We start from the raw sequence: 24,634 nt of genomic DNA, 5'->3' as shown, positions 1-24,634 counted from the left end.
GTTGACTGTTCTTAAGGCGGTGTGCCTGTGACTATTTCTATGGATAGGACTAGCGAAGCCGCTAGCACGAAACAGAATAAGTTTGAAAAACTGAAGGCCGAAAAGGATGGCTTGCTGGTCAAGCATGATCTAGATCATTTCGCCAAAATTGGCTGGGAAGCGGTGGATGAGACCGATTTAACCCATCGCCTCAAGTGGCTGGGCATTTTCTTTCGGCCTGTCACTCCTGGTAAATTCATGCTGCGGCTGCGGCTCCCCCACGGGGTAATAGTCAGTCGCCAAGCCCGCACCTTGGCCAACATCATTCAACGCTATGGTGAAGATGGCAGTGCCGACATTACAACGCGGCAAAATCTTCAACTGCGCGGCATTTTGCTAGAGGATATTCCCGATATTTTTAGTCAGCTAGAGGCGGTGGGGCTGACTTCGGTTCAATCCGGCATGGACAACGTGCGCAACATCACGGGTTCTCCGGTTGCGGGCCTTGATGCCGATGAGTTAATCGATACGAGGGAACTGGTACAAAACATCCAGGATATGATCACGGGCAACGGCCAGGGCAATCCTGAATTTAGCAATTTGCCCCGCAAATTCAACATCGCCATCGAGGGTGGGCGCGACAACTCTATCCACGCCGAAATTAACGATATTGCCTTTGTCCCCGCTTTTCGGGAAGGCATTCTCGGCTTTAACGTGCTGGTGGGGGGCTTCTTTTCCGCCCGTCGCTGCGAGGCCGCCATTCCCCTCAAGGCCTGGGTGCCCGCCGATGACAGCGTGGTTGCCCTCAGCCGCGCCATCCTAGAGGTCTACCGCGACAACGGCCCCAGGGTGAACCGCCAAAAAGCCCGCCTGATGTGGCTGATCGACGAATGGGGCCTGGATCGCTTCCGCACGGAGGTGGAAGCGGCCTACGGCCAGCCCCTTCTATCCGCCGCCGACAAGGACGAAATGGACTGGGATAAGCGCGATCACATCGGCGTTTATGCCCAAAAGCAGGCGGGGCTGAACTATGTGGGACTGCATGTGCCCGTCGGTCGCCTCTGGGCTGAGGATTTCTACGAATTGGCTCGGTTGGCCGAAGTCTACGGTGACGGCGAATTGCGGCTGACGGTGGAGCAAAACGTGATCCTCCCCAACGTGCCCGATGACCGCTTGCCCGTGCTGCTGGAAGAACCCTTATTACAGAAGTTCTCCGTTGATCCGTCCCCCCTGGCGCGATCCGTGGTCTCCTGCACCGGGGCGCAATTCTGCAACTTTGCCCTGGTGGAAACCAAACAACGCGCCCAGGTTCTCGCTAAGACTCTGGATGCCGAACTCACCCTACCCAACCCCGTTCGCATCCACTGGACGGGGTGTCCCAACTCCTGCGGCCAGCCCCAGGTGGCGGATATTGGCCTGATGGGTACCAAAGTCCGCAAGGACGGCAAAACCCTGGAAGGCGTGGATATCTTCATGGGCGGCAAGGTCGGCAAAGACGCCCACCTCGGCGAAAAAGTCATGCAGGGCATCCCCTGCGACGATCTGCCCGATGTCCTCAAAACCCTGTTGATGGAGCACTTCCAGGCCCAACCCCGCTCCGGTGAGGATGCCTTCGTGGGTCAGGTCTCGGTAACGATGGAGTAGCCATCCCCCCCAACCCCTCTCCCACGGGGCTACCGAACATACATCAGTCTCTAGCCTGCTTTGTGCTGAGAATTGATCCCCCCTAGCCCTCCTTTTTAAGGGGGGAACCGGAGTCAAAGTCCCCCTTCATAAGGGGGATTTAGGGGGATCTCCCAAGACTTACGGCATGAAAACAAGATGTGTATGAGCGGTAACTCTAGGGAGAGGGAGACTCAGGGGGTGAGGGTTTCAAAAAAATGCCCTGCCGCTATCGTTCGCGCCAGGGACACACAGTTTGCATTAATGCTTGCAGCCTAGCATAGGATTTCCCCCTTTCCTAGCCTCTTTTATCCTTCTCAGTCCTTCCTTCTTATTCCTATACATAGATAGCTATGACGGCCCCTCACAAAACCCTCTGTCCCTATTGCGGTGTTGGGTGTGGATTGGAGGTCGTGCCCCAGTCCCGCAACCCCGAAGCATCGCCGGAAACCCAACGCTGGCAGACCAGGGGCGACCGTGCCCATCCCTCCAGCCAGGGCATGGTTTGTGTGAAGGGGGCCACCGTAGCGGAATCCATCGACCAGGATCGGCTGCTGTACCCGATGCTGCGGGAGTCGTTGGATGCGCCCTTTGAGCGGGTGTCTTGGGATGTGGCCTTGGACGCCATCACCCACCGTATTCGCGAGGTGATAGACACCCTAGGGCCGGATGGGGTCTGTATGTACGGCTCTGGGCAGTTCCAAACCGAGGATTATTATGTCGCCCAAAAGCTGATTAAGGGCTGCTTGGGAACGAACAATTTTGACGCCAACTCGCGGCTCTGTATGTCCTCGGCGGTGTCGGGCTATCTGCAAAGCTTGGGTTCCGATGGGCCACCCTGCTGCTATGCGGATCTCGACCTTACCGACTGCGCCTTCCTGATCGGCACCAACACCGCCGAATGTCACCCCATTGTCTTCAACCGTCTGCGCAAGCACCACAAGCGCAATCCCCATATCAAGCTAATTGTGGTGGATCCTCGCTGCACCGAAACCGCCCAGGTCGCCGACCTGCACCTGGCCATCCGTCCCGGCACCGACATCACTCTGCTGAACGGCATCGGCCACCTGCTGCTGACGTGGGGCGCGTTGGATCGGGGCTTCATCGACCAGTCCACCCAGGGTTTTCAGGACTATAGGGAAGTCCTGCGCCACTACGCACCCAGCATCGTCGCCGAGCGCTGCGGCATCCCCGAAACCGACCTAGAAACCGCCGCCCGCACCTGGGCCGAGTCCCAAAACGTCCTCTCTCTGTGGTCGATGGGGCTGAACCAGTCCTCCGAGGGCACTGCCAAGGTCTGTTCGCTGATTAACCTGCACCTGCTGACGGGGCAAATCGGCAAACCAGGGGCAGGGCCGTTTTCCCTCACCGGACAGCCGAATGCGATGGGAGGCCGCGAGGCAGGCGGTTTGGCCCACATTTTGCCGGGATATCGCCTGGTGAAAAATCCCCAGCACCGCCAGGACATCGAGCAATTTTGGGGTTTACCCGAAGGCCGCATTTCCCCCACCCGTGGCCTAACCGTGGGCGAGATGATCCCCGCCCTAGAGCATGACCAAGTGGGGCTACTATGGATTGCCGCCACCAACCCAGCGGTCAGCTTGCCAGACTTGAACCGCACCAAGGCCGCCCTGCAACGATCCCCCTTCACCGTTTACCAAGACGCCTACTACCCCACCGAAACCGCCGCCTATGCCCACCTGCTGCTGCCAGCGGCCCAGTGGGGCGAAAAAACAGGCACCATGACGAATTCTGAACGCACCGTCACCCTTTGCCAAGCCTTTCGGCCCCCGGTGGGAGAGGCCCGTGCCGACTGGGAAATTTTTGCTGAAGTCGGTCGCCGCCTGGGCTTTGCTGAGCAGTTCCGGTTCGCCACGAGTGCCGAAGTCCACCGGGAATTTGTGCAAATCACCCAGGGTCGTCCCTGCGATATGACGGGCATCAGCCACGAAAACCTCGCCACCCGCCCCATTCAGTGGCCTTGTCCAAGTCAGGGAAATCCCGATACCTCCCCCGACAAGCACAACAAACGCCTCTACACCGATCACCGCTTCCACTACCCCGATGGCCGCGCTCGATTCATGGCCTACCACGAAAAAGGGTTGGCCGAACCTGTGGATGACCGCTATCCCTTCGTCCTCACCACCGGGCGGCTCTATGGCCACTGGCACACCCAAACCCGCACCGGACGCATCGCCAAAATTCAAAAAATGCACCCCCAGCCGTTTCTAGAAATGCACCCCCGCGATGCCGAACGGCTCCAGCTTGCCGATCAAGACTGGGTGGAGGTGAAATCTGCCCGTGGCATGGCCCGTTTGCCCCTGTTGGTGACCAAAAACATTTGCCCCGGCACCCTGTTTGTGCCCATGCACTGGGGAGCCCTCTGGGCCGAATCCGCCGAATGCAACGCCCTCACCCACCCCAGCGCCTGTCCCATTTCTCTCCAGCCAGAGCTAAAGGCCTGTGCGGTGCAGGTGGTTCCTCTGTCGTCCTCGGTTCAATTAGACACCTTAGAAAAATTAGGGGAAGCGCCCCCCCAGCGAGCCGCTATGGTTCAACGCGATCCGGTAGAATCATCTAGACCTTAGGCATTTCTGCCTCCCTAAACCCCTTGTACCGATGGCTCGTTCGGCTAGACAGCTCCTTACACAATTGAAAAACGATATTTTTCTCAAACGCCTCCATCAGTTTGAAGGCACCATTTCCAAGGTGCTGTCCATGGGGATGATTGTGGTTATTATTGCCATGGTCATCGATTTAGGCATCGTGATCGTGCACTCTATTCTTACCACTAGCCCTGGCACATTTTTGGGACAGCCTGTTATTGATATTTTTGGGTTTTTCCTGAGTATCTTAATTGCCCTAGAAATTCTAGAAAACATTACGGGCTATATCCGCAGTCATGTGGTTCAGGTGGAGTTGGTCATTGCCACTGCGTTAACCGCCGTAGGACGAAAGATTATTATTCTTGACCTCAATCAAATCTCAGGCACCACATTAATTGGTCTAGCCATTGCCATTTTTTCCCTGGCCATCAGCTATTGGATTGTCCGCCACACGAACCGTAGCCAAGGTTAACCCCCAGCCCCCTAGAGGCATCCCCCTGGCCAGGTAACGGAGGGAAATTGTCCGGCCCGATACTGCACCACTTCCCCCCGATCATCGGTTTCAAAGACTAGGCGAAATAGATCTTCACCAGGATCGCGGGGCGTAAACACAATGGTTTTGCCAAGGGTGACGGGGTTGGCCGTGGCCTCTAGCTGATTCCTATAGAGACGGACAAGTTCGGCCTCCGTGGAGCCAATTTTTGCGCCGCTGCGGGTTTCGATGATGCTACCGGGCCACACATCAATGCGAAGAATTCGACCGCCAATGGCCATTAGCCCAATGGGTTCGCTGTTGCCCTTAATTCGATAGTACTGGCACACGCCATCGCCACTGCCTTCTAAGGGAATGGGAGTCAGGCCAATTTCCTCTAGATCGTCCAGGGTCATGCCAATTTGGATAGGGCCAAGTCCGGTGGTTTTCAGCGGTTCATTGAGGATAGCGAGTAGTGGCAGATTCACAAGGGCTGAGGCATCTCCTGCCTTAGCTAAGGCTCGCTTCATCAGACGCAAGGAATTTAGGGGAGCCACCACCCCTTGCATCAACACCGGAGCCTGGGGCAGATAAACCGATGGGGTTGTGGATGAGGTGATGGTAGAACGGCTATCGGGCTGACCGCTAGTCGGTTTGGCCATAGCCTCTGTCGCGCCTCCCTGGGGGAAAGCCGTGAACCATCCCCCCACCATCGCGGCCATCGTGAAGACGGCAAGTTGCCCGATACACTGTTTCATGCTTTTGTGGCCATTGAAACGTTGGATCATTGTTACCTATAGACTATACGCGATGAATAGAGCGCGATTGAAAACCTTTCTCACCTTTGGCACCCTTTGGAGTCCCATTGTATAGACTATAAGCAATGATCGGGGACGTATGGCCTAACCAAACCTGGCGGGCCGCTCACCCAGCCCAATGACGCCAAACTCCACAATCTACGCTAGCCTTAGCTTGCGTGTTTTGTGGGGGGTGCCCATGCCGTCCTGGCCAATCCTGAAGCGAAGTCTTCAGCCAAAACCCATCACCCTCATTGTGCTGTTGGGCCTGGGTACGGGAATGACTGGCTTTGTCTGGCGTTGGCAGAGTCTTAGCGCCCAAAGCCAAGTGGCCCCCAGTCTAGAGAGTCCCATTGACCAGGTTATCGTTCCCGGCTTGCCCAATCCCTTGAGGATGCTGTCTGCCCTGCATACCCCGTCCTCCCCACCCCTAGAGATTCCGCCGCTGCTATTGCCCCAGCCCCTCCCCCCCCAGGAGGTGTGGCCCGATGCGCCCAGCCAGCCGCCTCGCCCCTACTTTAGTGATAGTGATGAAGCCGCCTGGGTGGCTCCCATTTTGGAGGATCTCGCCCAGCGACGCCTGATTAAGGGCTTCCCAGACGGCACCTTCCGCCCGAACGACCCGATGACGCGGGCCGAGTTTGCCACCCAACTCAGTCACCTCTTTGTCCTGTCGCCCCAGACCGCCCCATCCACCGTATATGGCGATGTTGACCCCAACCACTGGGCTATCCAGCACATCCAATCGGCCATTGCCACGGGTTTTCTGACGGGCTATCCCGATGGCACCTTCCGCCCGGAGGCCAAGGTCACTCGGATCCAGGTCATGCTGGCCCTCGCCAACGGCCTTAACCTCAAATCTAGCAGTAGCCCAGATCGGGTGTTGCAGGGCTATCTCGATGCGGATCAGGTGCCCCCCTGGGCTAGAACGGCCTTGATCACCGCCCTGGAGGCTAATCTAGTGGTCAACCACCCCAACCCCAAGCGCCTAGAGCCGAATCGAGACGCCACGCGGGCCGAGGTGGTGACCATGCTACGCCAAACCTTGGTCTATACCGGACAACTGAGCCCTCTTACCCCAGGGCGTCCGCCCCTGCCCGACCAACCCGCCTACTAGCAGGCTGAGCTTGGAGGCGGGTTGGGCCAACGGTTTAGGCGCTGGCACTGCCAAAGGAGGGTAGCGAGAGGCCGTCCATCCCCTCCTGGCTGAGGGCGGGCAGTTCTAGGCGTTGACTGCGGCGGGTGCGCATGGCAAGGCGGTAGGTGACGCTCTGCAATTCGGCCTGAAGCTGGCGGTTCTCCCGCTGAAGTTCGGCGACCCGTTGCTTTACGGCGGTCAGGCGTTCGGAGAACTTCTGACGATAGACCGTCGGCAATTCCTGCACCACCTGCTCCAACATACGGGAGCGGTCGGTGAGATCCTGCACCGTTTGGCGTAGTTGCACCACCTCGGTATCCCGTTCCTCTAGCTGGCCTTGATAAAAGTCAATTTGCTTTTCCACCCCCCGCAGTTGATCCCGCAGGGCACGAACTTCGGCCTGGTGTTGCTCAGACACCTCAGGGCTGGGCATAAATCCGGCATTGCCCTTCACCAACCGAAAGAGCTCCTGGGAAAGCTGTTGTACGAGCTGATCGCGAATTTCCAGCTCAGCGGTGAGGCGAGCCACCTCGGCCTGTTGCTCATTTCTATCTGTGTACGGAGACTGCGCCACAAGACTACTCCCATCCAACTAACGAACCAATGTGTTTGAATTACGGCCCCATTCGGCCTTCACCAGGGCACCCCTGGCCCGCAACTCAGCCTAGGGTAGGCATTTTGGCCAACGTTTCCCTGGGCAATGGCGTGATCCCGCACCCAGGGCCGTGCCAAAGTGCTGCTAATGTAGCACCTGTCGCCAAAATCGGCACACCTGTTTTGGGCTAAATCTGGTTGGCTTGTGCCCAGCCTCAGCAGCCAAGGAGACCTCATCCCTACGGTTGATCGGGCTGAGAAGCGGGGCAGCTTTGTTGACAACGTTTGGGGGCAAAGGCCACAAAAAAGCCACAGCCCCAAAGGAACTATGGCTTCTCACCTTCCCCAGCCAGAAAACGCTAATGGGCCGCACTGATAGACGGAACCCAGGGCTCTAGGGCAGAGGCACGGAGGACAACGAGAGGCTACTCGACTTCAGCGACGGCTTCGGCGACGGGGGCATCGGCTTCTTGCTTGACGGTCAAAAAGCGGATCACGTCGTCGCTCAAGCGCATGGCCCGCTCCAGAGGAGCCACAATTTCGCCGGGGCCAGTGTAGTTCATTTGGATGTAAATCCCTTCCCGGTTGCGGTCAATTTCGTAGGCTAGACGACGCTTGCCCCGGTGCTGGGTTTCCAGAATGGACGCACCCTGATCCTTAAGCATGGTTTGATATTTACCGATGGTGCCATCGACGATCTCATCATTGAGGTCGGGACGTAAAATGTACATGGTTTCGTACATGTATGATTTCATGGAGGCTCCTTATGGACAAAAATGGCCTTTACACCCTTGAAAACAGCTTTTATTCCCCCCTAGCAGCCTCCCTAGGATGGTCTAGGGACTAGAGGTCTTGCGGTTAGCGTAAAGACAAGGATCTACAATTATATCAAGATTTAGCAAGTATTATGGCGCAGCGCTACGTTCGAGTTCAGTCCCACCTTGGGCAACTCCACTACGGTTTGCTTCATCCTGATCGCCGTGTGCAGGTGCTGGATGCGCCCCCCTGGCTCCAGGGCCAGCCCACAGAGGCGGAATTGCTGCCCACTCAGTACACCATTCTGGCTCCCTGTGCCCCGTCTAAGGTGGTGGCCGTGGGCAAAAACTATGCGGATCATGCCGCCGAAATGGGCACACCGCCCCCCCCAGAACCCCTGATTTTTCTCAAGCCCTCCACCACGGTTACCTCGGTGGGGGCCACCATTTACTACCCGTCTCAATCTCAACAGGTGGACTACGAGGGCGAATTGGCCCTGATCATCGGTGAGCGTTGTGCCCAAGTGCCCCTAGAGGAGGCCCAATCCAAAATCTGGGGCTACACCATTGCCAACGACGTGACCGCCCGCGATCTTCAAAAACATGATGGCCAATGGACAAGGGCCAAGGGATTCGATTCCTTTTGCCCCCTTGGCCCCTGGATTGTGAGGGAAATTAGCTCCGCCGCCCGCCTACAAACTTTTTTGAACAACAACCCCGACCCGGTACAGTCCGCTTCAATTGAAACAATGATTTTCAACCCTGGACAGTTGGTCACCTACATCAGCCACATCATGACCCTGCTGCCCGGTGATGTGATCCTGACCGGAACCCCGGCGGGGGTTGGCCCCCTCTCCCTTGGCGACCAAGTGCGGGTGGAAATTGAGGGCATTGGTGCTCTAGAGAACCTGGTCGCCGCTAGGGCCGAGGGAGCCTAGGCCGTCACGATTAAACCCCCAGCATTTGCAAGCGGTAGAGGCTGGAGTAGAGGCCATCGAGGGCGAGGAGTTCGTCATGGGTGCCCTGTTCCACCAGTTCGCCGTGCTTGAGGACGAGGATGCGGTCTACGTTGCGGATGGTGGAAAGGCGGTGGGCAATGATGATGGCGGTGCGGCTCTCTAGCAGGCGTTCTAGGGCGTCTTGGATCATGGCCTCGGTGCCCACGTCTAGGTTGGCGGTGGCTTCATCCAGGATGAGGATGCCGGGATCGCGGATGGCGGCGCGGGCAAAGGCGAGGAGTTGCTTTTGCCCCCCGGAGAGGTTGGCCCCCCGTTCTCGCAGTTCGGTGTGGTAGCCCTGGGGCAGTTGCTCGATCAGGCCGTGGATGTTGGTCTTTTTCGCCGCGTCGATCACCGCCTCCAGGGGGTAGTTCTCCCCTAGGGTGATGTTGCTTTTCACATCGCCAGCAAACAAAAAGCCGTCTTGCAAAATCACGGCCATGCGCCGCCGCAGTTCCGCTTGGGGTAGGTCGCGAATGTCTACGCCATCCAGCAAAATCGAGCCGCTGTTGATGTCGTACAAACGGCAGAGTAGGCGAATGATAGAACTTTTGCCCGCCCCGGTTGGCCCCACCAGCGCCACCTTTTCGCCGGGACGAATGGTGAAGGTGAGATCCTTGAGCACAGGCTCGTCGGCCTTGTAGCCAAAGGTGACCTGGTTGAAGCGGATTTCTGAGGCGTGGGTGGTGGCGGAAGAGGGAGAGAGGGGGAGAGGGGGCGTGGCGGGGAGGGCAGGGGTCGAGGGTTGAGCCGCCGTGACTTCTGCGGCAGGGGGGGCGGTGGCGGCGACACTGAGGTGGGCGGGGTCGCGGATTTCGACAGGGATGCTGAATAGGTCGGTGAGGCGTTCGACGGCGGTGAGTCCGGCTTGGATGGCGGTGAATTTATCGGCAAACTGGCGCAGGGGATCGAACAACCGCTGGGCAAACAAAATGAACGAGGCTAACACCCCAAAGGTGAGGGCATCCTGCATTACCAGCAGCCCCCCCAGCCACAGCACGCCGCCAATGGCCACCAGGGAAATCCACTCCAGGGTGGAGGATACCGCTGAGTCGTAGAAAATTGTCTTATCCACGGCGGTGATATAGCGCTGGTTGGTGGCCCGAAACAGTTCGGAATTAAAGCGTTCCCGCCGAAAAAGCTGCACCACGTTGATGCCTGCGATGTTTTCTTGCAGGGCGGCGTTGAGCTCTGAGAGATGTTCCCGTGTCTTGTAGTTGGCCTTGCGATACTGCTGCTGAAAGAAAATAATCAGCCCGGTCACAGGCACCAGCAACCCCAGCAACATCAGGGCCAGTTGCCACTGCATGGTAAACATCACCACCAGCAACACACCGATGGAAAACAAGTCGGTGATAATGCCCACGGCCCCGGTGGAAAACACCTCCCCCAGGGCGTCCACGTCGCTGGTGATGCGGGTGATCAGCTTGCCGACGGGGGTGCGGTCAAAAAATCGCACGGCCAAGGAGGTGACGTGGGAGAACAAATCGTTGCGAATGTCGGCGGTGATCTGCTGCCCCACCTCCTGCACCAGATAGCTTTGAAAGCCATCCAGCAGCAGACGAATGGCCACCGTCACCACTAGGGTGCCCACAATCAAATTCAGCCCGCCCTGGAGGGTACGCCCCTGTAAAAACGCCATCACAGGCTCCTGGCGAATGAGGGAAATTGCCTGCCCAATCAACACGGGCTGGAGAGCATTGGCCAAAGACAGGGGCACCAGCAAAACCAGAGGCAACACCATCATGCGGCGGCGCTTGTAGAGGTAGGGCCACATCTGCAAAAACAGCCGCCAGTCACTCTCAGGACGGCGGGGCAGTTCACGATCTGCGGACAGCGAAGACGTAGCCACCATGGCGCATCAAAATCCTTGACAATCCAACACAGGTCATCGGCATCCTGAACGACAACCCAGCTTACCCAAGCCTGATCCACTGTAACGTAACCCTGCCTTGGCAGGCCGAAACCTAACCCTGGGGACGCCAGTCTCCTCGCTCATCGAGAATCTAGCTATGGCCTAGGCCACTTCAACGCAACCCGCTGCGGGTTGTGCAATCGCTGCCCCTAGCGACCGTTGATTTGGTCACCGATGCGTTGGTAGAGGTCGGCGTCTTGGTCGGATTGTTCTAGGATTTCGTTGAATCGATCAACGGACAGTCCGGCGGCTTCGATGGCCTTGCCCATAGTGTCTTCGGCCCCTTGGCGCAGGGTGGCAATGCGCTCGATGGCACTGTCAAACTTTACCGCCACGGCGGCATCATCGGGGGGCTGATTGTGGGCTAGGGCTTGGTCGGCTAGGGCGTTAAACTCTTCCACCGTAAACCCTTCGGCTTCCACGGCCTGGGCCATTTCGGCCTCAGCCTCATCGCGAATGGTTTGGATGCTCTGGTAGGCCTTGGCAAATTTTTTCACCTCACCAGCGGGCACCGAGGCCGTCGCTAGCAGGTGGAGAGAGGGATTCGTTGGCAGGGTGCCCTGCAACCCTGTAGCCTGGGCCATGCCGGGGGAGAGACCAAGACTGAGGGCAAGGCCCAGTAGCAGCGCCATGAGGGGGCTAAGGAGTTTCATCATGGGAAAAGCGTCCTTCGGGGGCATGAATGCTTAGAATTCTATCGATGAAGCGACCCGTACCACCCAGGGACAGTACGGGCCAAGCTCTGTGTCAGCCTAACGCAAAGCCCAAGAAATTAGGACTGACTGATGCGCCAGAGGAGGAACTGCTGGCTGGGCTCGATGGCCACGCCGCCGACGCCATCCTGAGCAAAGACAAAGTCCTTGTTTTGCCAGAGGGGCACGTAGGGCACTTCCTCCGCCATCATGGTTTGCAGTTCGGCAATGATGGCCTGACGGGCGACGGGGTCTTGTTCGGCCCGCTGTTGGGCAATTAGGTCGTTGGCCTCGGTGCTATAGAAGAAAGAACCATTGGCCTGGGATGCCCCTTCTTCGCAGCCCGCCTCCACGCTGCCCGTTTCGCAACCCAGGAAGGGCTGGAGGAAGGTATCGGGGTCGTAGAAGTCGGGGTACCAGTTGGAGAGGATGATCGGGTAAATGCCCTGGCCCACGTTTTGCCACAGGGTTGCCCCTTCGGTGTTTTGAATGTCTACGGTTACCAGTCCCGGCAGGGCGGTTTCGATGGATTCTTTGAGGGTGTTGGCCACAATGCTGCGGGTGGTGGAGGCGGAGGGGTACCACACTTCCACGGTGAGGGGGTTGGTTTCCGAAAATCCTGCCTCGGTGAGCAGTTCCCTGGCCTTCTCGAAGTTGCCATCGCCCAGGCTGTCTTTGAACACGGGCTGAGACACCTCAAAGCTGGGGGGAATCAGGCTGTAGAGCGGTTCCGCTTGGCCTTGGAACACCCGCTCATTCAGCAGGGGCCGATCCACCATGGCGGCGATGGCCTGCCGTACCCGTACGTCCTCCAGGGGCTCAATGCGTCGATTGAGGGACATGTAGTTAATCACGTTGGTGCCGCCCTCAATCACCTGCCAACCGCCGGAGTCGGCCTCCCGTTGCAGGCTAGCAATTTGCTCAGGGTCGAGGGTTTGGTAGGCCACGTCTAGCCCGCCCGTTTGAAAGGTGTTGTAAAGGTTGGCAGGGCTGGTGAAAATTTGGATGTCGATGCCCTGGTTGGCCGGAGCCTCGCCCCAATAGTCTTCGTTCACGTCTAGCTTGATGGCGTCGCTGGCAAAGCTGGCTAGCTTGTAGGGGCCGCTGCCCACAAAGCTATCGGGGTTAAACTTGCCTGACCCCACTTCGTAGCTGGCGGGGGAAACGGGGGTGATCCCCGAAAAACTCAGCAGGGCCGGAAACGCCGCAAAGGGAGCGCTGAGGGTAAGGGTGAGTTCGTAGTCACCCGTGGCTTCCACAGACTGGATTTTGTCCGACAGCAGGTAGGCCGGACGTCCACCATTTTCCATAAACCGCTCAATGGAAAAGGCCATCACCTCGGCAGTAAACGGAGTGCCATCGTGGAGGGTGACATCCTGGCGCAGGGGAATCGTGTAGGTGAGGCCATCCTCGCTAAGGGTAGGCATTGCCGTAGCCAGTTGAGGCACCAAGTCCGTAGTGCCGGGGGTGTAGGTGTAGAGCCGATCCCCCAAATTTTGCAGCAAAATGCCGGGGAAGGTTTCGTAGGCATCGGCGGGGTCGAGGGTGCGGGCGGTGAGGGTGGTCCCTAGAGAAATCCGTCCATTGCTGTCGCCGCTGGTGTCGGTGGTGGGTTGATCATTCCCTGCACAACCCAAGGCCACCCCCAGACAGAGGCTAAACAGTGCCACAAACTGAATTACGTGCCGCCAGGATCGTCGCCGCACGATTGCTAATACCGATAAACGCTGCCATCGAGAGGCCAAATCAACCATAGTTCTCCCTAGTCCAACAAAAGTATTGCCCGTCTATCCCAAGCCCAGATGTGACAAGTCTGGCTTAAAAACGGTAGCGTTTTCCAGGCTAACCTGCACCTCTGAACTGGAATAAGGTTTATTTTGAATCATCAACTGCCCCTGAGAGAATGCGTCCTAGGGGAATTGTGACCAGATCTCGGTCAAACCAAGCCCAAGGCCACCTCAAATACCCGACTTTCCATGCCTTTGTCCGGTTGTTTTATCCGAGTTTGCCCAGTAGGATAGCCAGACAAGGCACCAGAATTTTAACGCAAGTGTCCTGAGGGATAGCGACGCTGGCGGTACAGCGTTCTCAGGAGGCAGATAATTCCGTCCTGCCTGAGCCCTTGGGCTACACTTCAATCAGTCCCTTGCCCTCTCACATAGGTCGTTGATTCTGAGTGAAAGACGCGGATCCATCGCCCGATTTCGTCCAACCTGCCATGGACTTGGTCATTATCGACGATGACGTGGAAACCCGTCGCCTTTTAGCTCGGCTGCTCACTCAACAGGGCTATCGTCTGCGCGAAGCCACCAATGCCGAGTCGGGTCTCGCCGCCATTGCCCAGCAGATCCCCGACCTCATCCTGCTAGACATCGTCTTGCCCGATCTGGATGGCTATACCCTCTGTCAGCGGCTGAAAACCAACCCAGCCACCCGCGATATTCCCATCATTTTCCTCAGTTCCCTGGTGGATTCCCTCGATAAGGTGAAGGCGTTTCAGTCGGGTGGAGCCGACTACATTGCCAAGCCCTTTTCGGTGCAGGAAGTCTTGGTGCGGGTGCAAAATCAGATTTATCTCGCCCAGCAGCGGCAGCAACTTCACCAAAAAAACCAGCAGCTCCAGCGCGAGGTGGAGGAGCGTCTTCAGCTCGAAAAAGCACGGCAGACGGCAGAGCTCAATTACCACAGTCTGTTTGAAAACTCGACGGTGGGCATTTTCAAAACTACCGCCCATGGCCAATTTCTGAGTGTTAACCCTTCCATGGCCCGCCTCTATGGCTACGACTCTGCCGATGCCATGATCGCCGCCGTCGAGGACATCAGCCGTCAGATTTATGTGCAACCCAAGCGCCGGGAAGAACTCCTGGTCTACCTCAGCCGCTTCGACAAAATCACCGATGCCGAATCCGAGGTCTTTCGCCAAGACGGCAGCACCTTTTGGGTCAGTGAAGATATCTGGCGCGTGTTTGATACCGAGGGTCAGTTGATCTACTACGAAGGCATTGTCCACGACATTAGCGAACGCCGCCAAATGGAGGACGAACTGCGACAACAGCGGCAACAGGCGGATCGGTTGCTGGTGAATATTCTGCCCTACCGCATTGCCCAGCGGCTCAAGTCGGGGTCGCGCACCATTGCCGAAAGCCTCGACCAAGTCAGCGTTCTGTTTGCCGACCTGGTGGATTTCACGGCAGCCTCCACCGAAATGAGCCCCCGGCAGCTCGTGAAAATGCTCAATGAAGTGTTTTCCATGTTCGACCAACTGGCCGAGTTCTACCGCCTAGAAAAAATCAAAACCATTGGCGACGCCTACATGGTGGCTGGGGGGTTGCCCACCGCCCAAGAGGGCCACGATGTCGCCATTGCCCAATTTGCCCTCGATATCGCTGAAGCCATCCAGCAATTCCCGCGTCCCGATGGCGAAGGCTTCAAAATTCGCATTGGCATTAGCACTGGCCCCGTGGTAGCTGGGGTCATTGGTCGTCGCAAGTTTGCCTACGACCTCTGGGGCGACACCGTGAACATTGCAAGTCGGATGGAGACCACCGGATCTCCCCAGCGTATTCAAGTGACTCCAGAATTCTACGAAAGGCTCAAGGACAAGTTTTTGTTTGAGCCCAGGGGCCATGTGGCCGTTAAGGGGCGGGGCCAAATGATGACCTACTGGTTGATCGGTCGTCGTCCCCCCAGCTAAACCGCTACGCCTCCGTCTGCACCGTAACCGCCGCCTGAAATAAAACCCCGGTTTCTGATTTGCCATACCATCCAGATCGGATGAACGGGGCAAGTAGCCGGGGTTCTAGAAACCTATAAACCGGAAACCTATAAACCGGGGTTTTGGAGGCCGGGAACCTAGGGGCTAGTTGGGTGATCTAGCGGGTGGGGGTTTCGGCTTCGGGCAGGCCAGACCGCTGGAAGGCCGTTTCCAAGGATTCCCGCTGGTCAGTGGCCTGATTCCGCTGCACCCCGGCCATGAATCGAGCCAAGACGGCATCCACCGAGAACGCGCCCGCCCCATTCACCCAGAAAAACAGAAAGGTCGCGGCATACAGGGCCGACAATTCCAGGTAGGGAATACTAAAGCCCGCCACCTTGATGTGGTGATACATGGCCACCCCCATGGTAAAAAACAGCCCCAAGGCCGCCGGACGGGTGAACAGCCCCAGTGCCACCAGGGGAGCCCCAATCAGCTCTGTGAAAGCCGCCAGATAGCTAAGGGTGATGGGGAAGGGGAACCCCAGATAGGCCACGTAGGCTTCGGCGAAGCTTTCAATATTAGTCAGCTTGTCCAAACCATTATGAATCATGACAATTCCAGCCACAATTCTCAGAATTGTCCAGGAAACCTGAAAAGGAACATTGGCGGAAGAATTGGGCTTAAGGGCCAGTCCGCCAAGGGATAGAAGGCGCTGCGGGGCAGTTAGAGTCATTGAGAAAACTTAAGCTCGTCATTAATAATGCTAACGAAGTTTTAAGTTCTGTGATGCCATCTCGACCATGTTTTTGCTTCTGGGAAGAAAAAATATTTCGTTCGCCCTATGCCTCCAATCCCTAGTCCGCGACACCAAGTCAGGCGTCCACCCCGGTCCCCATGGGTTAAAATTGGAGGCTATGATAAAAACATCCACATCATTCAGCGCATTGAGTCACTGTCTTGCCACCTAGCCACCCAACCCATCACAGGTGTCTTTTTAGGGGGGTGCTACCGAGATGGTTCAAGACTGAGCCCCCATCAGGGATTGCATCATCCACGCCAAGCTCAAATTCTAAGCCGATGGAGATCCCTCGTGCCTGAGGCCATTATCCCTAGCCTGCTGGCGGCTAATGAGGTAAAGGCTTTATCCAAGCCCAAACCTGAGGCCATGGGAACCGTGACCGCCTAGCGCCTGAGCCGTGGGGGCTGATCAATACCTGAATTTCGTCTATGAGGATCCCGTGAGTTATGAAAATCGCCCAAGATAGTCCGCGTCGGGCCTACATCAATGTGATGGAACTGCTCGTGGCAGAGGAAGTGGAGCAGCAACTGAAGGATCTGCCCCCCAGAGTCGCTAAATATCTAAAGGTGGTGGAGGTGGAAACCTACGCCCTCAACCGCCTACCCGCTCTCTATGCCTCCAGCGAAAAAGGCTGGCGACACCAGTACGAAAAGGCCAAGCGAGAACTCCGCAACCAAATTAAAAGTGCCGTGCGTCAGGCTATCGCTGCTGTCCAGGTTGATCCTATTCGATCCTCAGAGCCGCTCCAACTGGGTCAGGAGGATGAGACCAGTGGGGTGCTAGATTCCCTGCGCGATATCCTGAGTCAGCCCGATTTAGGCTGGGATGGCGTTGTCAGTCGCCTGCGGGAAGTCATGGGTACGAACCGTTCTGGAGGGGCACCCCAACCATCAGCGTCTAGCCTAGACAGTTCCCACCGCACGCGGTATCGTCCCATCTCCAGTGGCAACTATGCTGGGCCTTCCTCAGCCCCTGGGTTTACGGCTACTGCTCCCACCGCCCCTGTCAACAACACAGATGTCCACGGGCAACACTGGCGTCCCGGCACCTATGGATCTAGCATTTCCTGGCAGCGACGACATAGCCAAGAGTCTGCCCAGAAGCAGGGCCAAAGCGATGCCAAAAATGGTGGCCTAGATTTTGACTGGAACGATTCTCGCTACAGCCAATAGGCGATAGCGAGATATCAGTCATGCTGGCTGCGGGCAATGTTATCCAGAACCCAAAGGCCGCTATAGCAGTTGTGCTCCGGCCAGTAGATCCCTGGGGATCCCCAGTTGTTGTACGCCCTGTCTGAGTTGCTGGGCGGTGGCTGGGTCATAGGTGCCATAGAGGTTGATGGCCCGATTAAAGGAATTCAACGCTTCGGGGAGTTGACCCAGTTTGAATAGTGCCACCCCTAGGTTTTGGTGGGCCTCGGCATAGTTGGGCTGGAGGGCAATGGCCTGACGGTAGGCGGCGATGGCTTCATCCAGATATCCCCTAGCCCGCTGGGCGGTACCCAGGTTGTAGTGGGCAATGGCGAGGGTCGGGTCGGCGGCGATGGCTTGCTCAAACAAAGCAACGGCGGCGAGGAGATCCCCCTGGGCTTTTTTCAAGCTGCCGTAGTTGATCCAAGCGCCCAGTTTCAAAATGGCAGGTACGTCTTCAGCAAGGGCGGCTTCGTAATCGGTGGCGGCGAGGTCGGGCTGATCGGGGTGGCTATCCCCTTGGGCCAGGGCACGGTGATACAAAACTTCGTAGCGAGTGAGGGCATCGAGGCTGTCCAGATTCGCCAGGGCGCGATTTAGCAGGTCAATGGCTTGATCGGGTTTTTCCGATTCTAGATACAGGGCCGCGAGTTTGTTCAGCAGGTAGCCGTCGTTGGGGTGATCGGCCAGATAGGTTTCCATCACCCGCTGGGCCAGGTCAAACTTGCCCTGCTTCACCACCACCGCCGGATCGTAGCCCGTGTGGTGTAGGGCCACCGTGGTTAGCGTGACCACCTGCCAGTGGGTTTCCTGGGCCTGGAGAGCAGTGATACTGTCGTCTACGGTTTCGTGGTAGGGGCGGTGGAACTGAATCCCTGGCAAACGCCGAAATAGGCGGGTAATTAGGGTGTAGGGGGCTTGGGGTGCGCCCAGTTCCAGCCGCAGCAGGTTCACAGCTAGGACGTTTTCTGCCGGAATGTCCCCTAAAGGTTGACCCTGATCCAAGGATTTTAATAGGGTGGCAACTTCCGGCTGGAGGACTTCGTCGGCGTCGATGACCAGCACCCAATCCCCAGTAGCGTGGGTGAGGGAGGCATTGCGGGCGGTGGCGAAGTCATTCACCCAGGGGAAGGAATGCACCTTGGCCCCGTGGGATTGGGCAATGGCAACGGTGTCGTCGGTGGAACCCGTGTCCACGACGATGATTTCGCTCACCACGTCCTTGACGCTGGTCAGGGCTTGGCCTAGGGTCGCGGCTTCGTTTTTGACGATCATGCACAGGCTAATGGCCATCTAGTCGTCCCCCAGAATTTGCTGGGCGCGTTGGATGGCTTGGCGCACTTGGTCGAACCCGGTGCCGCCGTAGCTGTTGCGGGCCGAAACGACTCGCTGGGGGGTGATCGCCTCGTAGATGTCCTCCTCAAAGGCGGGGTGGAGGGATTTCCACTCGTCCATCGTCAAATCGCGCAGGAGCTTGTTGGCGGCGAGGGAGGTCTTCACCACCTGCCCCACGAGGTTGTAGGCTTCCCGGAAGGGGACGCCCTTGGTCGCCAGGTAATCCGCCACATCAGTAGCGTTGGAGAAGTCTTCGTTGACGGCCTGCCGCAGTCGGGGCACCCGGAAGGTGACGCCCTCGGAGAGCAGAATGGTCATGGCCTCTAGGCAACCGCGCACCGTTTGCACCGTGTCGAAGATGGCCTCTTTGTCCTCCTGCAAATCCTTGTTGTAGGCCAGGGGCAGGCCCTTCATCATCACCAGCAGCCCTTGCAGATGGCCGAAGACGCGCCCCGTTTTGCCCCGCACTAGTTCTGGCACGTCGGGGTTTTTCTTTTGGGGCATGATGCTGGATCCGGTGGAGCAGCTATCGTTGAGGCTGACGAAACTAAATTCCTCGGAAGCCCAGAGAATCATCTCTTCGGACAGCCGCGACAGGTGCACCATGATCAGGCTAGCGGCACAGGCAAATTCGATGGCAAAATCCCGGTCGCTGACGCCATCCAAGCTGTTGCCGTAGACCCGCTCAAAACCCAGCAACTCCGCCGAATACTGCCGATCAATGGGAAACGTCGTCCCCGCTAGGGCACCGCAGCCCAGGGGCGAAATGTTCACCCGCTTTTGAATATCCTGAAGCCGTTCCCAGTCTCGCTGGGCCATGTCGAAGTAGGCCAGCAGATGGTGGGCCAAGCTGAGGGGTTGCGCCCGTTGCAGGTGGGTGTAGCCCGGAATCAGGGTCTCCACATGGGCCTCGGCTAGGGAGAGCAGAGTTTGCTGAAACTGGCGCAGTTGGCCCTGAATAGCCGTAATTTCCGCCCGCAGGTACAGGCGCACATCGGTGCCCACCTGGTCATTACGAGACCGGGCGGTGTGGAGTTTTTTGCCGCCGTCGCCAATCAGTTCCGTCAGCCGTCGCTCCACGGCAAAATGCACGTCCTCCGCTTCAATGCCCGGTTGAAACCGACCCTCCCGGTACTCTTGGCGAATGGTTTCTAGGCCGTTGACGATGGCCTCCCCTTCCTCTGGGGTGAGAATGCCCGTCTTCACCAGCATTTTGGCGTGGGCTTCTGACCCGGTGAGGTCGTATTCGATTAGGGCAATATCAAAGCCGATGCTGGCATTAAATCGGGCAATGGAGGGGTGCAGCGCGGTCTCAAAACGCTGGCTCCAGGTTTGGGAAGAGGGGGTTTCCAACGGAACTCCTTTCTGTAATTCAGGTGTCCAATCAGGCGGGAATCGGCTTTGGCGGCGCAGATCAAACCCTTAGTAGGCGGTGAGGCCGCGCACCATGTAGCCTACGGCAATACCAATCAGCAACGCCCACACCTGGCCCGATTCAATGAATGTATTCCAGAGCTTGCCCATATCGCCGAGGATGTCCTGATCAAACTGCTGGGCCAGTACCATAGATTGCGGCATGGCGGAGGACACCGAAACCCCATCAAGGGACGGTGTCGCAAGGGGTAAAAAAGCCTGAACCTGGAGGGCGTCATCCAGGACAATGGGGCGAAGAATCGACTCTAGCCCATGGGCCGAAGGCACATTTGTCAGAAAAAACTGGGAAGAAACGTCCATAGTGCGCATCCAACCGGAACAAGATTCACCAAAACTATACACCAGCCCTTGAAGATGGAGACAGGTGGGTAGGGATTAGGAAATCAGGGAATAGGGAATTAGGGAGCCAGGAATAGGGAATTAGGGAAGCCATGAAAGACAACCCCCAAAACCAAATGAAGCTTTCCCAACTGCGGGTGTTGGTGGCGGTGGCAGATCACAGCAGCTTTAGCGAAGCGGCCCTGTCTCTGGAGATGTCTCAGTCGGCGGTGAGTCATAGTATTGCGGCGTTGGAGGATCATTTAGGGGTGGTGTTGGTGGCACGGGGTCGTCATGGGGCAAGGCTCACCCCGGTGGGAGATCGCATCGTTCACCATGCCCGCATCATGCTCTACCAATCTGAAGCCATTGTGCAGGAGGCCGAGGAAATTAAAGGGTTGAAGGGCGGGCAGGTGCGGGTGGCATCCTTTCGTAGCATTGCTATTCATCTGCTACCCGATGCCATTGCCCAGTTCAACCACCGCTATCCGGGGGTGACCATCAACCTCAGTGAACACGACAACTATCGCCAGGTGGAAAAGGCGTTGCGGGAGGGCAGGGCCGACATTGGCCTAACGGTATTGCCCGCCGCCGAAGATCTGGAGAGCTGGGTCATGTTGGAAAACGAGTATGTCGCCCTAATGCCACCTCGGTTCCAAGCCGCGAGTCAACATCTGACCTGGGCCGATCTCACCCAGCAACCAATGATCATGCCGCCGCTGGATCGGGTCATGATGCGGGATGTCTATGCCCATATTCAGGCCCACGGTCATCATCTGAACGTGATTTCTGAGGTGGAAACCGACACCACCATCGTGAATCTGGTGGCCCAGGGCATGGGAGCCACGATTTTGCCCCGCCTCGCCGCCGAGCCCATCCCCAGTGCCGTGCAGGTCTTTTCGCTACCAGAGCCCCTGTCGCGGGTGATTGGGGCCGCTATTCTCGCCGATGGACTCCATACTCCGGCCATTTACGGATTTCTGGATGTGCTCAAAGCCATGGCTAAGCCCAATCCACAACCCTGAAGTTTTCCTAAGCGTGGGTTGCCCCCAGGGGCTTTGCCCGTAAGTTGGAAAGATAGATCAAAATCCGGGTCTAAGCCCAATTGGGCTATCCGCCGAATTCGCCTGAATTGGGACAGCGCCATCTCGGTGAGAGCAAGCTTTCGTTTCCCCCTTGGGAGGGATGGGTTGGATATGGATCAGGTCATACAGGGATTTTTTGTACTGTTGGTACAGATGCTTCATTGGATTCGCCCCTTTTTGGTGCCGCTGTGTTTTGTGGTGGCCTGGGGGCTGGTGGGCATAACCGTGTGGCAACTGATCGCCGTGACCCGCGATGGGATGCAGCGGGCCAAGCGAATGCACCAAATTCCCTGCGCCGACTGTCGGTATTTCACCAATAGCCCCTTTCTGAAGTGTCCCCTCCATCCCCAAACCGCCCTCTCCGAAGCGGCCATCGACTGCGGCGACTACGAAACCAACGATCCCATGGCCCAGGGGATGGCCCCGCCCCCTTCCGACTAGCAAAGGCGACGTTATGACCCAGTTTCCAACCACCATCGTGGCGGAGATTCAACACTACCGTCAGGCACTGGCCAAACTGCTGATCTACGGCGATAGTTTGCAAGATCGGGTGGGTCAAGCCTTTGTGGAATTGTTGGAGGCGGTGGCTAGCCAATCCACCATCGAAAGCCTAGGATCCTATGGCCGCTGGTTCCAAGCCTTAGCCACCGCCCAAGAAACCTGGTCGAGCTATCTCCAACGGAGCATTGCCTACGCCGACAATCCCTTCACCCAGCAGGTGCAGCACCGGGGGTTAGGGGAACTTCCTGCGGCCCTAGTCCAAGCGGCCTGCCACGATCTGGCCCTACTGCAAGATCTCAGCGCCCTCACCAGCCCCCAGGTGGCCGAGTGGGTACAGGTGGTGAGTGGCCTAGACCAGCCTCCGGTGGCCTGGGAGATGGATCCCGCTCCGCTGCCCTTCACCTTTGCCTCCCTCCAGCCCTGGCCTGACCAGATCGACGCCCTAGCCACCCACTACCAGCAGCAAGGGGTGGGTAGATTGGCCCAGTATCACGTCTTTACCTGGCAGGGGAATGCCCTCCAGGGCGTTGCCCATCCCGACCCTGTGTGCCTAGAGTCCCTCACCGCCTACGACCATCCCCGTCAACAACTACAGCAAAATACCCTGGCCCTGCTGCGGGGCTATCCCGCCTTAAATGTGTTGCTCTACGGTAGCCGGGGGTCGGGTAAATCCTCCTTGGTCAAAGCGTTGGTCAATCAGTATGGGGCGCAGGGATTGCGGCTGGTGGAGGTGCCCAAACCCGCCCTACAAGCCCTACCGCAGATTGTGGATCGGCTGCGTAGCGCCCCCCAAAAGTTCATTATTTTTGTGGATGATCTGTCCTTTGAGGAGGACGACGATGCCTTTAAGGCGCTGAAGGTGGTGCTAGAGGGCAGCGTGACCGCTCGACCTCAGAATGTGGTGGTCTATGCTACCTCCAACCGCCGCCATTTGGTGCGCGAATACTTCAGCGACCGCCCCCGCCCCAGCGACCAAGACGAAGTCCAGTCCTGGGATACGGTGCAGGAAAAGCTTTCCTTTAGTGATCGCTTTGGCCTCACCCTCACTTTCGAGCCTGCCGACCAACCCACCTACCTCGCCATTGTTCAACACTTGGCCAAACAGGCAGGAGTGTCCCTCGACGAGGCCGACCTCCAGGCGAGGGCACTCCAGTGGGCCACCCGCCACAATGGCCGATCTGGGCGCACCGCCCGACAATTTATCGACTGGATCACCGCCGAACTAGCTGATGGAAGACCCTGACCCTGCGATGGAAGCCCCTGGGATCGCCCTCAGATCGGGAGGCCAGGGAAACCTTCGCGTCGCAAAAGGTCACGAAATAGTGAAAGATTCTGAAAGTTGGAGTACACTTCAGCAAATTAACGCCCATCAGACCCGGTCTGGCTAACCCACAGAGTGAGGCTTGACCCTTGCATCCATGGCCACCTATGGCTTCTAGCTGTTCCTAGCTTCTGCCCATGGCCTTCCTAACATGACGAGCCCCTAAAGACCTATCAACTCTCTCAGCCCGTCTAACCGGGCCTCAACCGCTGAGTTGGGACGCCACCCCAGGACAACACCCATGAGCCCAGAAACATCCCTCAAGACCGCCACCCTGCCCCCCGCAGCGCCCGCCCCAGATCCCGCTGTTGGGGATACCGTTGAGGTTGCTACGGAGGTTGCCACGATGGATCCGGCAAAGGTGGTCAGCACCTACGCCGATACCCTGATGGCGGGCCTCTTTGGCGATCTAGATCGGCTACTGGATGGAGACGAATCGGCCCTCTTGGCGGTGGAAGACGAGCTGAAACACCCACCCCAGCCCGTCGAGGTGGCCGACAGACAACCCCCAGCGGATCAAGGGTTAGAACTCTGTCAGGAAGCGGCCCTCACGGCTCCAACGACGACCCTAGCGCCCTTGGTCGCAGTTGCAGAACCGCCCATCCCGGCCCCGCCCGCCAAAACCGCCCTCGGCAAACTGTTTGATCGGCTGCTGCTAGCCTGTACAGCGCTTTCTCTGGCTGGGGTGGTGGCCTTCTTGTGGATCGGGCAACGGCCCCAGGCCACCCCCTCCAGCGAGGTAGTCCCAGACGGCACCGCCGCCCAAAGCGATGCCGAATTCCTGGCCTACCTCCAGCGATCCTTAGACGCCATTGAAACGCAAGTCGCCCAGGCCCAAGACAACGCTACCCCGCCCCTGGATGCTCTACCCACCCCGGCCCTGCTCCCCCCCGGTGGGTTTCCCTCCCAGCGGGCCGACCTAGACGGCCTAGGCCGCATTAATGTGATTGAGCGGGTCTATATTCCCTACCAAGCCACGCCTCCGACCCTGCCCTCCACTCCCCCCGTGGCCGCCGTTCCCCCGGTCACCCCCGGCGCACTGCCCGCCGCCCCGCCCATCACCCCACCACCTACCGCCAGAACGACCACCCCGCCCCAGCCCTCGGCCCCAGTGGTGAACCATGTGCTAGTTGGGGTGCTAGAACTGGGGGATCGATCTGCGGCTTTGTTTGAAATTAACGGCGTGTCCCAGCGGGTCTACATCGGCGAACGCATCGGCAATGCAGGCTGGAGCTTGGTGGCGGTCGCCAACCAGGAAGCCGTGATTCGTCGTAATGGGGAAGTGCGATCCATCTACATCGGCCAACAGTTTTAGGGCGAGAAGAGCGACTATCCTAAAAACAGCC

General features: G+C 57.9%; 21 protein-coding genes. 11 read left to right on the top strand and 10 right to left on the bottom strand.

Going from position 1 to position 24,634, the window contains the following annotated elements; translation table 11 throughout:
- Positions 1-39 precede the first annotated feature (39 nt).
- From H6G62_RS02835 to H6G62_RS02825, 3 genes are all read left to right on the top strand, one after another.
- Complete coding sequence (locus H6G62_RS02835) at positions 40-1,623, top strand: ferredoxin--nitrite reductase (RefSeq protein ID WP_190492644.1); 1,584 nt, start codon at positions 40-42, stop codon at positions 1,621-1,623.
- 371 nt (positions 1,624-1,994) lie between these two features.
- Positions 1,995-4,229 (top strand): nitrate reductase, encoded by a 2,235-nt coding sequence (locus tag H6G62_RS02830; RefSeq protein ID WP_190492599.1) that lies wholly within the window; start codon positions 1,995-1,997, stop codon positions 4,227-4,229.
- A gap of 64 nt (positions 4,230-4,293) precedes the next feature.
- Positions 4,294-4,719, top strand: coding sequence for a phosphate-starvation-inducible PsiE family protein (locus H6G62_RS02825; protein ID WP_242051794.1), 426 nt, complete (start codon positions 4,294-4,296; stop codon positions 4,717-4,719).
- Between the two features lie 11 nt (positions 4,720-4,730).
- Here H6G62_RS02825 and H6G62_RS02820 read toward each other — a convergent pair whose 3' ends face one another.
- Complete coding sequence (locus tag H6G62_RS02820) at positions 4,731-5,477, bottom strand: hypothetical protein (protein WP_190492597.1); 747 nt, start codon at positions 5,475-5,477, stop codon at positions 4,731-4,733.
- A gap of 238 nt (positions 5,478-5,715) precedes the next feature.
- On the opposite strand from H6G62_RS02820, the gene H6G62_RS02815 reads away from it, so the two are divergent.
- Positions 5,716-6,633: an S-layer homology domain-containing protein gene (locus H6G62_RS02815; RefSeq protein ID WP_190492596.1), complete on the top strand. Its 918-nt coding sequence runs from the start codon at positions 5,716-5,718 to the stop codon at positions 6,631-6,633.
- A 34-nt stretch (positions 6,634-6,667) separates the two neighbouring features.
- Here the strand turns inward: H6G62_RS02815 and H6G62_RS02810 are convergent, their stop codons facing one another.
- Entirely contained in the window at positions 6,668-7,228 is a 561-nt protein-coding gene (locus H6G62_RS02810; protein WP_190492595.1) for an Npun_F5560 family protein, read from the bottom strand.
- Between the two features lie 445 nt (positions 7,229-7,673).
- Entirely contained in the window at positions 7,674-8,003 is a 330-nt protein-coding gene (rpsF, locus tag H6G62_RS02805) for a 30S ribosomal protein S6 (RefSeq protein WP_190492594.1), read from the bottom strand.
- 152 nt (positions 8,004-8,155) lie between these two features.
- Here rpsF and H6G62_RS02800 point away from each other — a divergent pair, with 152 nt between their 5' ends.
- Positions 8,156-8,941: a fumarylacetoacetate hydrolase family protein gene (locus H6G62_RS02800; RefSeq protein ID WP_190492593.1), complete on the top strand. Its 786-nt coding sequence runs from the start codon at positions 8,156-8,158 to the stop codon at positions 8,939-8,941.
- A gap of 10 nt (positions 8,942-8,951) precedes the next feature.
- On the opposite strand, the gene H6G62_RS02795 is transcribed toward H6G62_RS02800, so the two are convergent.
- From H6G62_RS02795 to H6G62_RS02785, 3 genes are all read right to left on the bottom strand, one after another.
- Positions 8,952-10,856 carry an ABC transporter ATP-binding protein gene (locus tag H6G62_RS02795; RefSeq protein ID WP_190492592.1) on the bottom strand — a complete coding sequence of 635 codons (1,905 nt, stop codon included), beginning with the start codon at positions 10,854-10,856 and terminating at the stop codon, positions 8,952-8,954.
- 209 nt (positions 10,857-11,065) lie between these two features.
- The gene (locus H6G62_RS02790) at positions 11,066-11,572 is read right to left on the bottom strand and encodes a DUF4168 domain-containing protein (protein ID WP_190492591.1); all 507 of its coding nucleotides are present in this window, start codon (positions 11,570-11,572) and stop codon (positions 11,066-11,068) included.
- Between the two features lie 116 nt (positions 11,573-11,688).
- A complete protein-coding gene (locus tag H6G62_RS02785) occupies positions 11,689-13,362 on the bottom strand; it encodes an ABC transporter substrate-binding protein (RefSeq protein WP_190492590.1) in 1,674 nt (557 codons plus the stop codon).
- 422 nt (positions 13,363-13,784) lie between these two features.
- Between H6G62_RS02785 and H6G62_RS02780 the strand changes: the two genes are divergently transcribed.
- On the top strand, positions 13,785-15,302 hold the full coding sequence (locus H6G62_RS02780) for an adenylate/guanylate cyclase domain-containing protein (protein ID WP_347239274.1): 1,518 nt from the start codon (positions 13,785-13,787) through the stop codon (positions 15,300-15,302).
- 178 nt (positions 15,303-15,480) lie between these two features.
- Here the strand turns inward: H6G62_RS02780 and H6G62_RS02775 are convergent, their stop codons facing one another.
- Positions 15,481-16,038 (bottom strand): DoxX family protein, encoded by a 558-nt coding sequence (locus tag H6G62_RS02775; protein WP_190492589.1) that lies wholly within the window; start codon positions 16,036-16,038, stop codon positions 15,481-15,483.
- Positions 16,039-16,550: 512 nt separating this feature from the next.
- Here H6G62_RS02775 and H6G62_RS02770 point away from each other — a divergent pair.
- The gene (locus H6G62_RS02770) at positions 16,551-17,276 is read left to right on the top strand and encodes a late competence development ComFB family protein (protein ID WP_190492588.1); all 726 of its coding nucleotides are present in this window, start codon (positions 16,551-16,553) and stop codon (positions 17,274-17,276) included.
- A 60-nt stretch (positions 17,277-17,336) separates the two neighbouring features.
- Here H6G62_RS02770 and H6G62_RS02765 read toward each other — a convergent pair whose 3' ends face one another.
- From H6G62_RS02765 to H6G62_RS02755, 3 genes are all read right to left on the bottom strand, one after another.
- Positions 17,337-18,587 (bottom strand): glycosyltransferase, encoded by a 1,251-nt coding sequence (locus H6G62_RS02765; protein WP_190492587.1) that lies wholly within the window; start codon positions 18,585-18,587, stop codon positions 17,337-17,339.
- Positions 18,588-19,982, bottom strand: coding sequence for an argininosuccinate lyase (gene argH / locus H6G62_RS02760; RefSeq protein ID WP_190492586.1), 1,395 nt, complete (start codon positions 19,980-19,982; stop codon positions 18,588-18,590).
- Positions 19,983-20,051: 69 nt separating this feature from the next.
- Positions 20,052-20,363, bottom strand: coding sequence for a hypothetical protein (locus H6G62_RS02755; protein ID WP_190492652.1), 312 nt, complete (start codon positions 20,361-20,363; stop codon positions 20,052-20,054).
- A gap of 131 nt (positions 20,364-20,494) precedes the next feature.
- Here H6G62_RS02755 and H6G62_RS02750 point away from each other — a divergent pair, with 131 nt between their 5' ends.
- The 4 genes from H6G62_RS02750 to H6G62_RS02735 all read left to right on the top strand — a co-directional run bounded on the left by H6G62_RS02750 (position 20,495) and on the right by H6G62_RS02735 (position 24,603).
- Positions 20,495-21,406, top strand: a complete 912-nt coding sequence (locus tag H6G62_RS02750) for a LysR family transcriptional regulator (RefSeq protein ID WP_242051793.1) — start codon at positions 20,495-20,497, stop codon at positions 21,404-21,406.
- A gap of 171 nt (positions 21,407-21,577) precedes the next feature.
- On the top strand, positions 21,578-21,907 hold the full coding sequence (locus H6G62_RS02745) for a hypothetical protein (RefSeq protein WP_190492585.1): 330 nt from the start codon (positions 21,578-21,580) through the stop codon (positions 21,905-21,907).
- Between the two features lie 13 nt (positions 21,908-21,920).
- Complete coding sequence (locus tag H6G62_RS02740; protein ID WP_190492584.1) at positions 21,921-23,210, top strand: ATP-binding protein; 1,290 nt, start codon at positions 21,921-21,923, stop codon at positions 23,208-23,210.
- Between the two features lie 319 nt (positions 23,211-23,529).
- Entirely contained in the window at positions 23,530-24,603 is a 1,074-nt protein-coding gene (locus H6G62_RS02735) for a hypothetical protein (protein ID WP_190492583.1), read from the top strand.
- The last annotated feature ends 31 nt before the right edge of the window (positions 24,604-24,634 follow it).

The organism is Phormidium sp. FACHB-1136, from assembly GCF_014697375.1.
In the GTDB taxonomy this organism is placed as follows: Bacteria; Cyanobacteriota; Cyanobacteriia; order Phormidesmidales; family Phormidesmidaceae; genus Nodosilinea.
The sequence above is the reverse complement of the archived record's forward strand: the minus strand, read 5'-3'. Positions and strand labels throughout refer to the sequence as shown.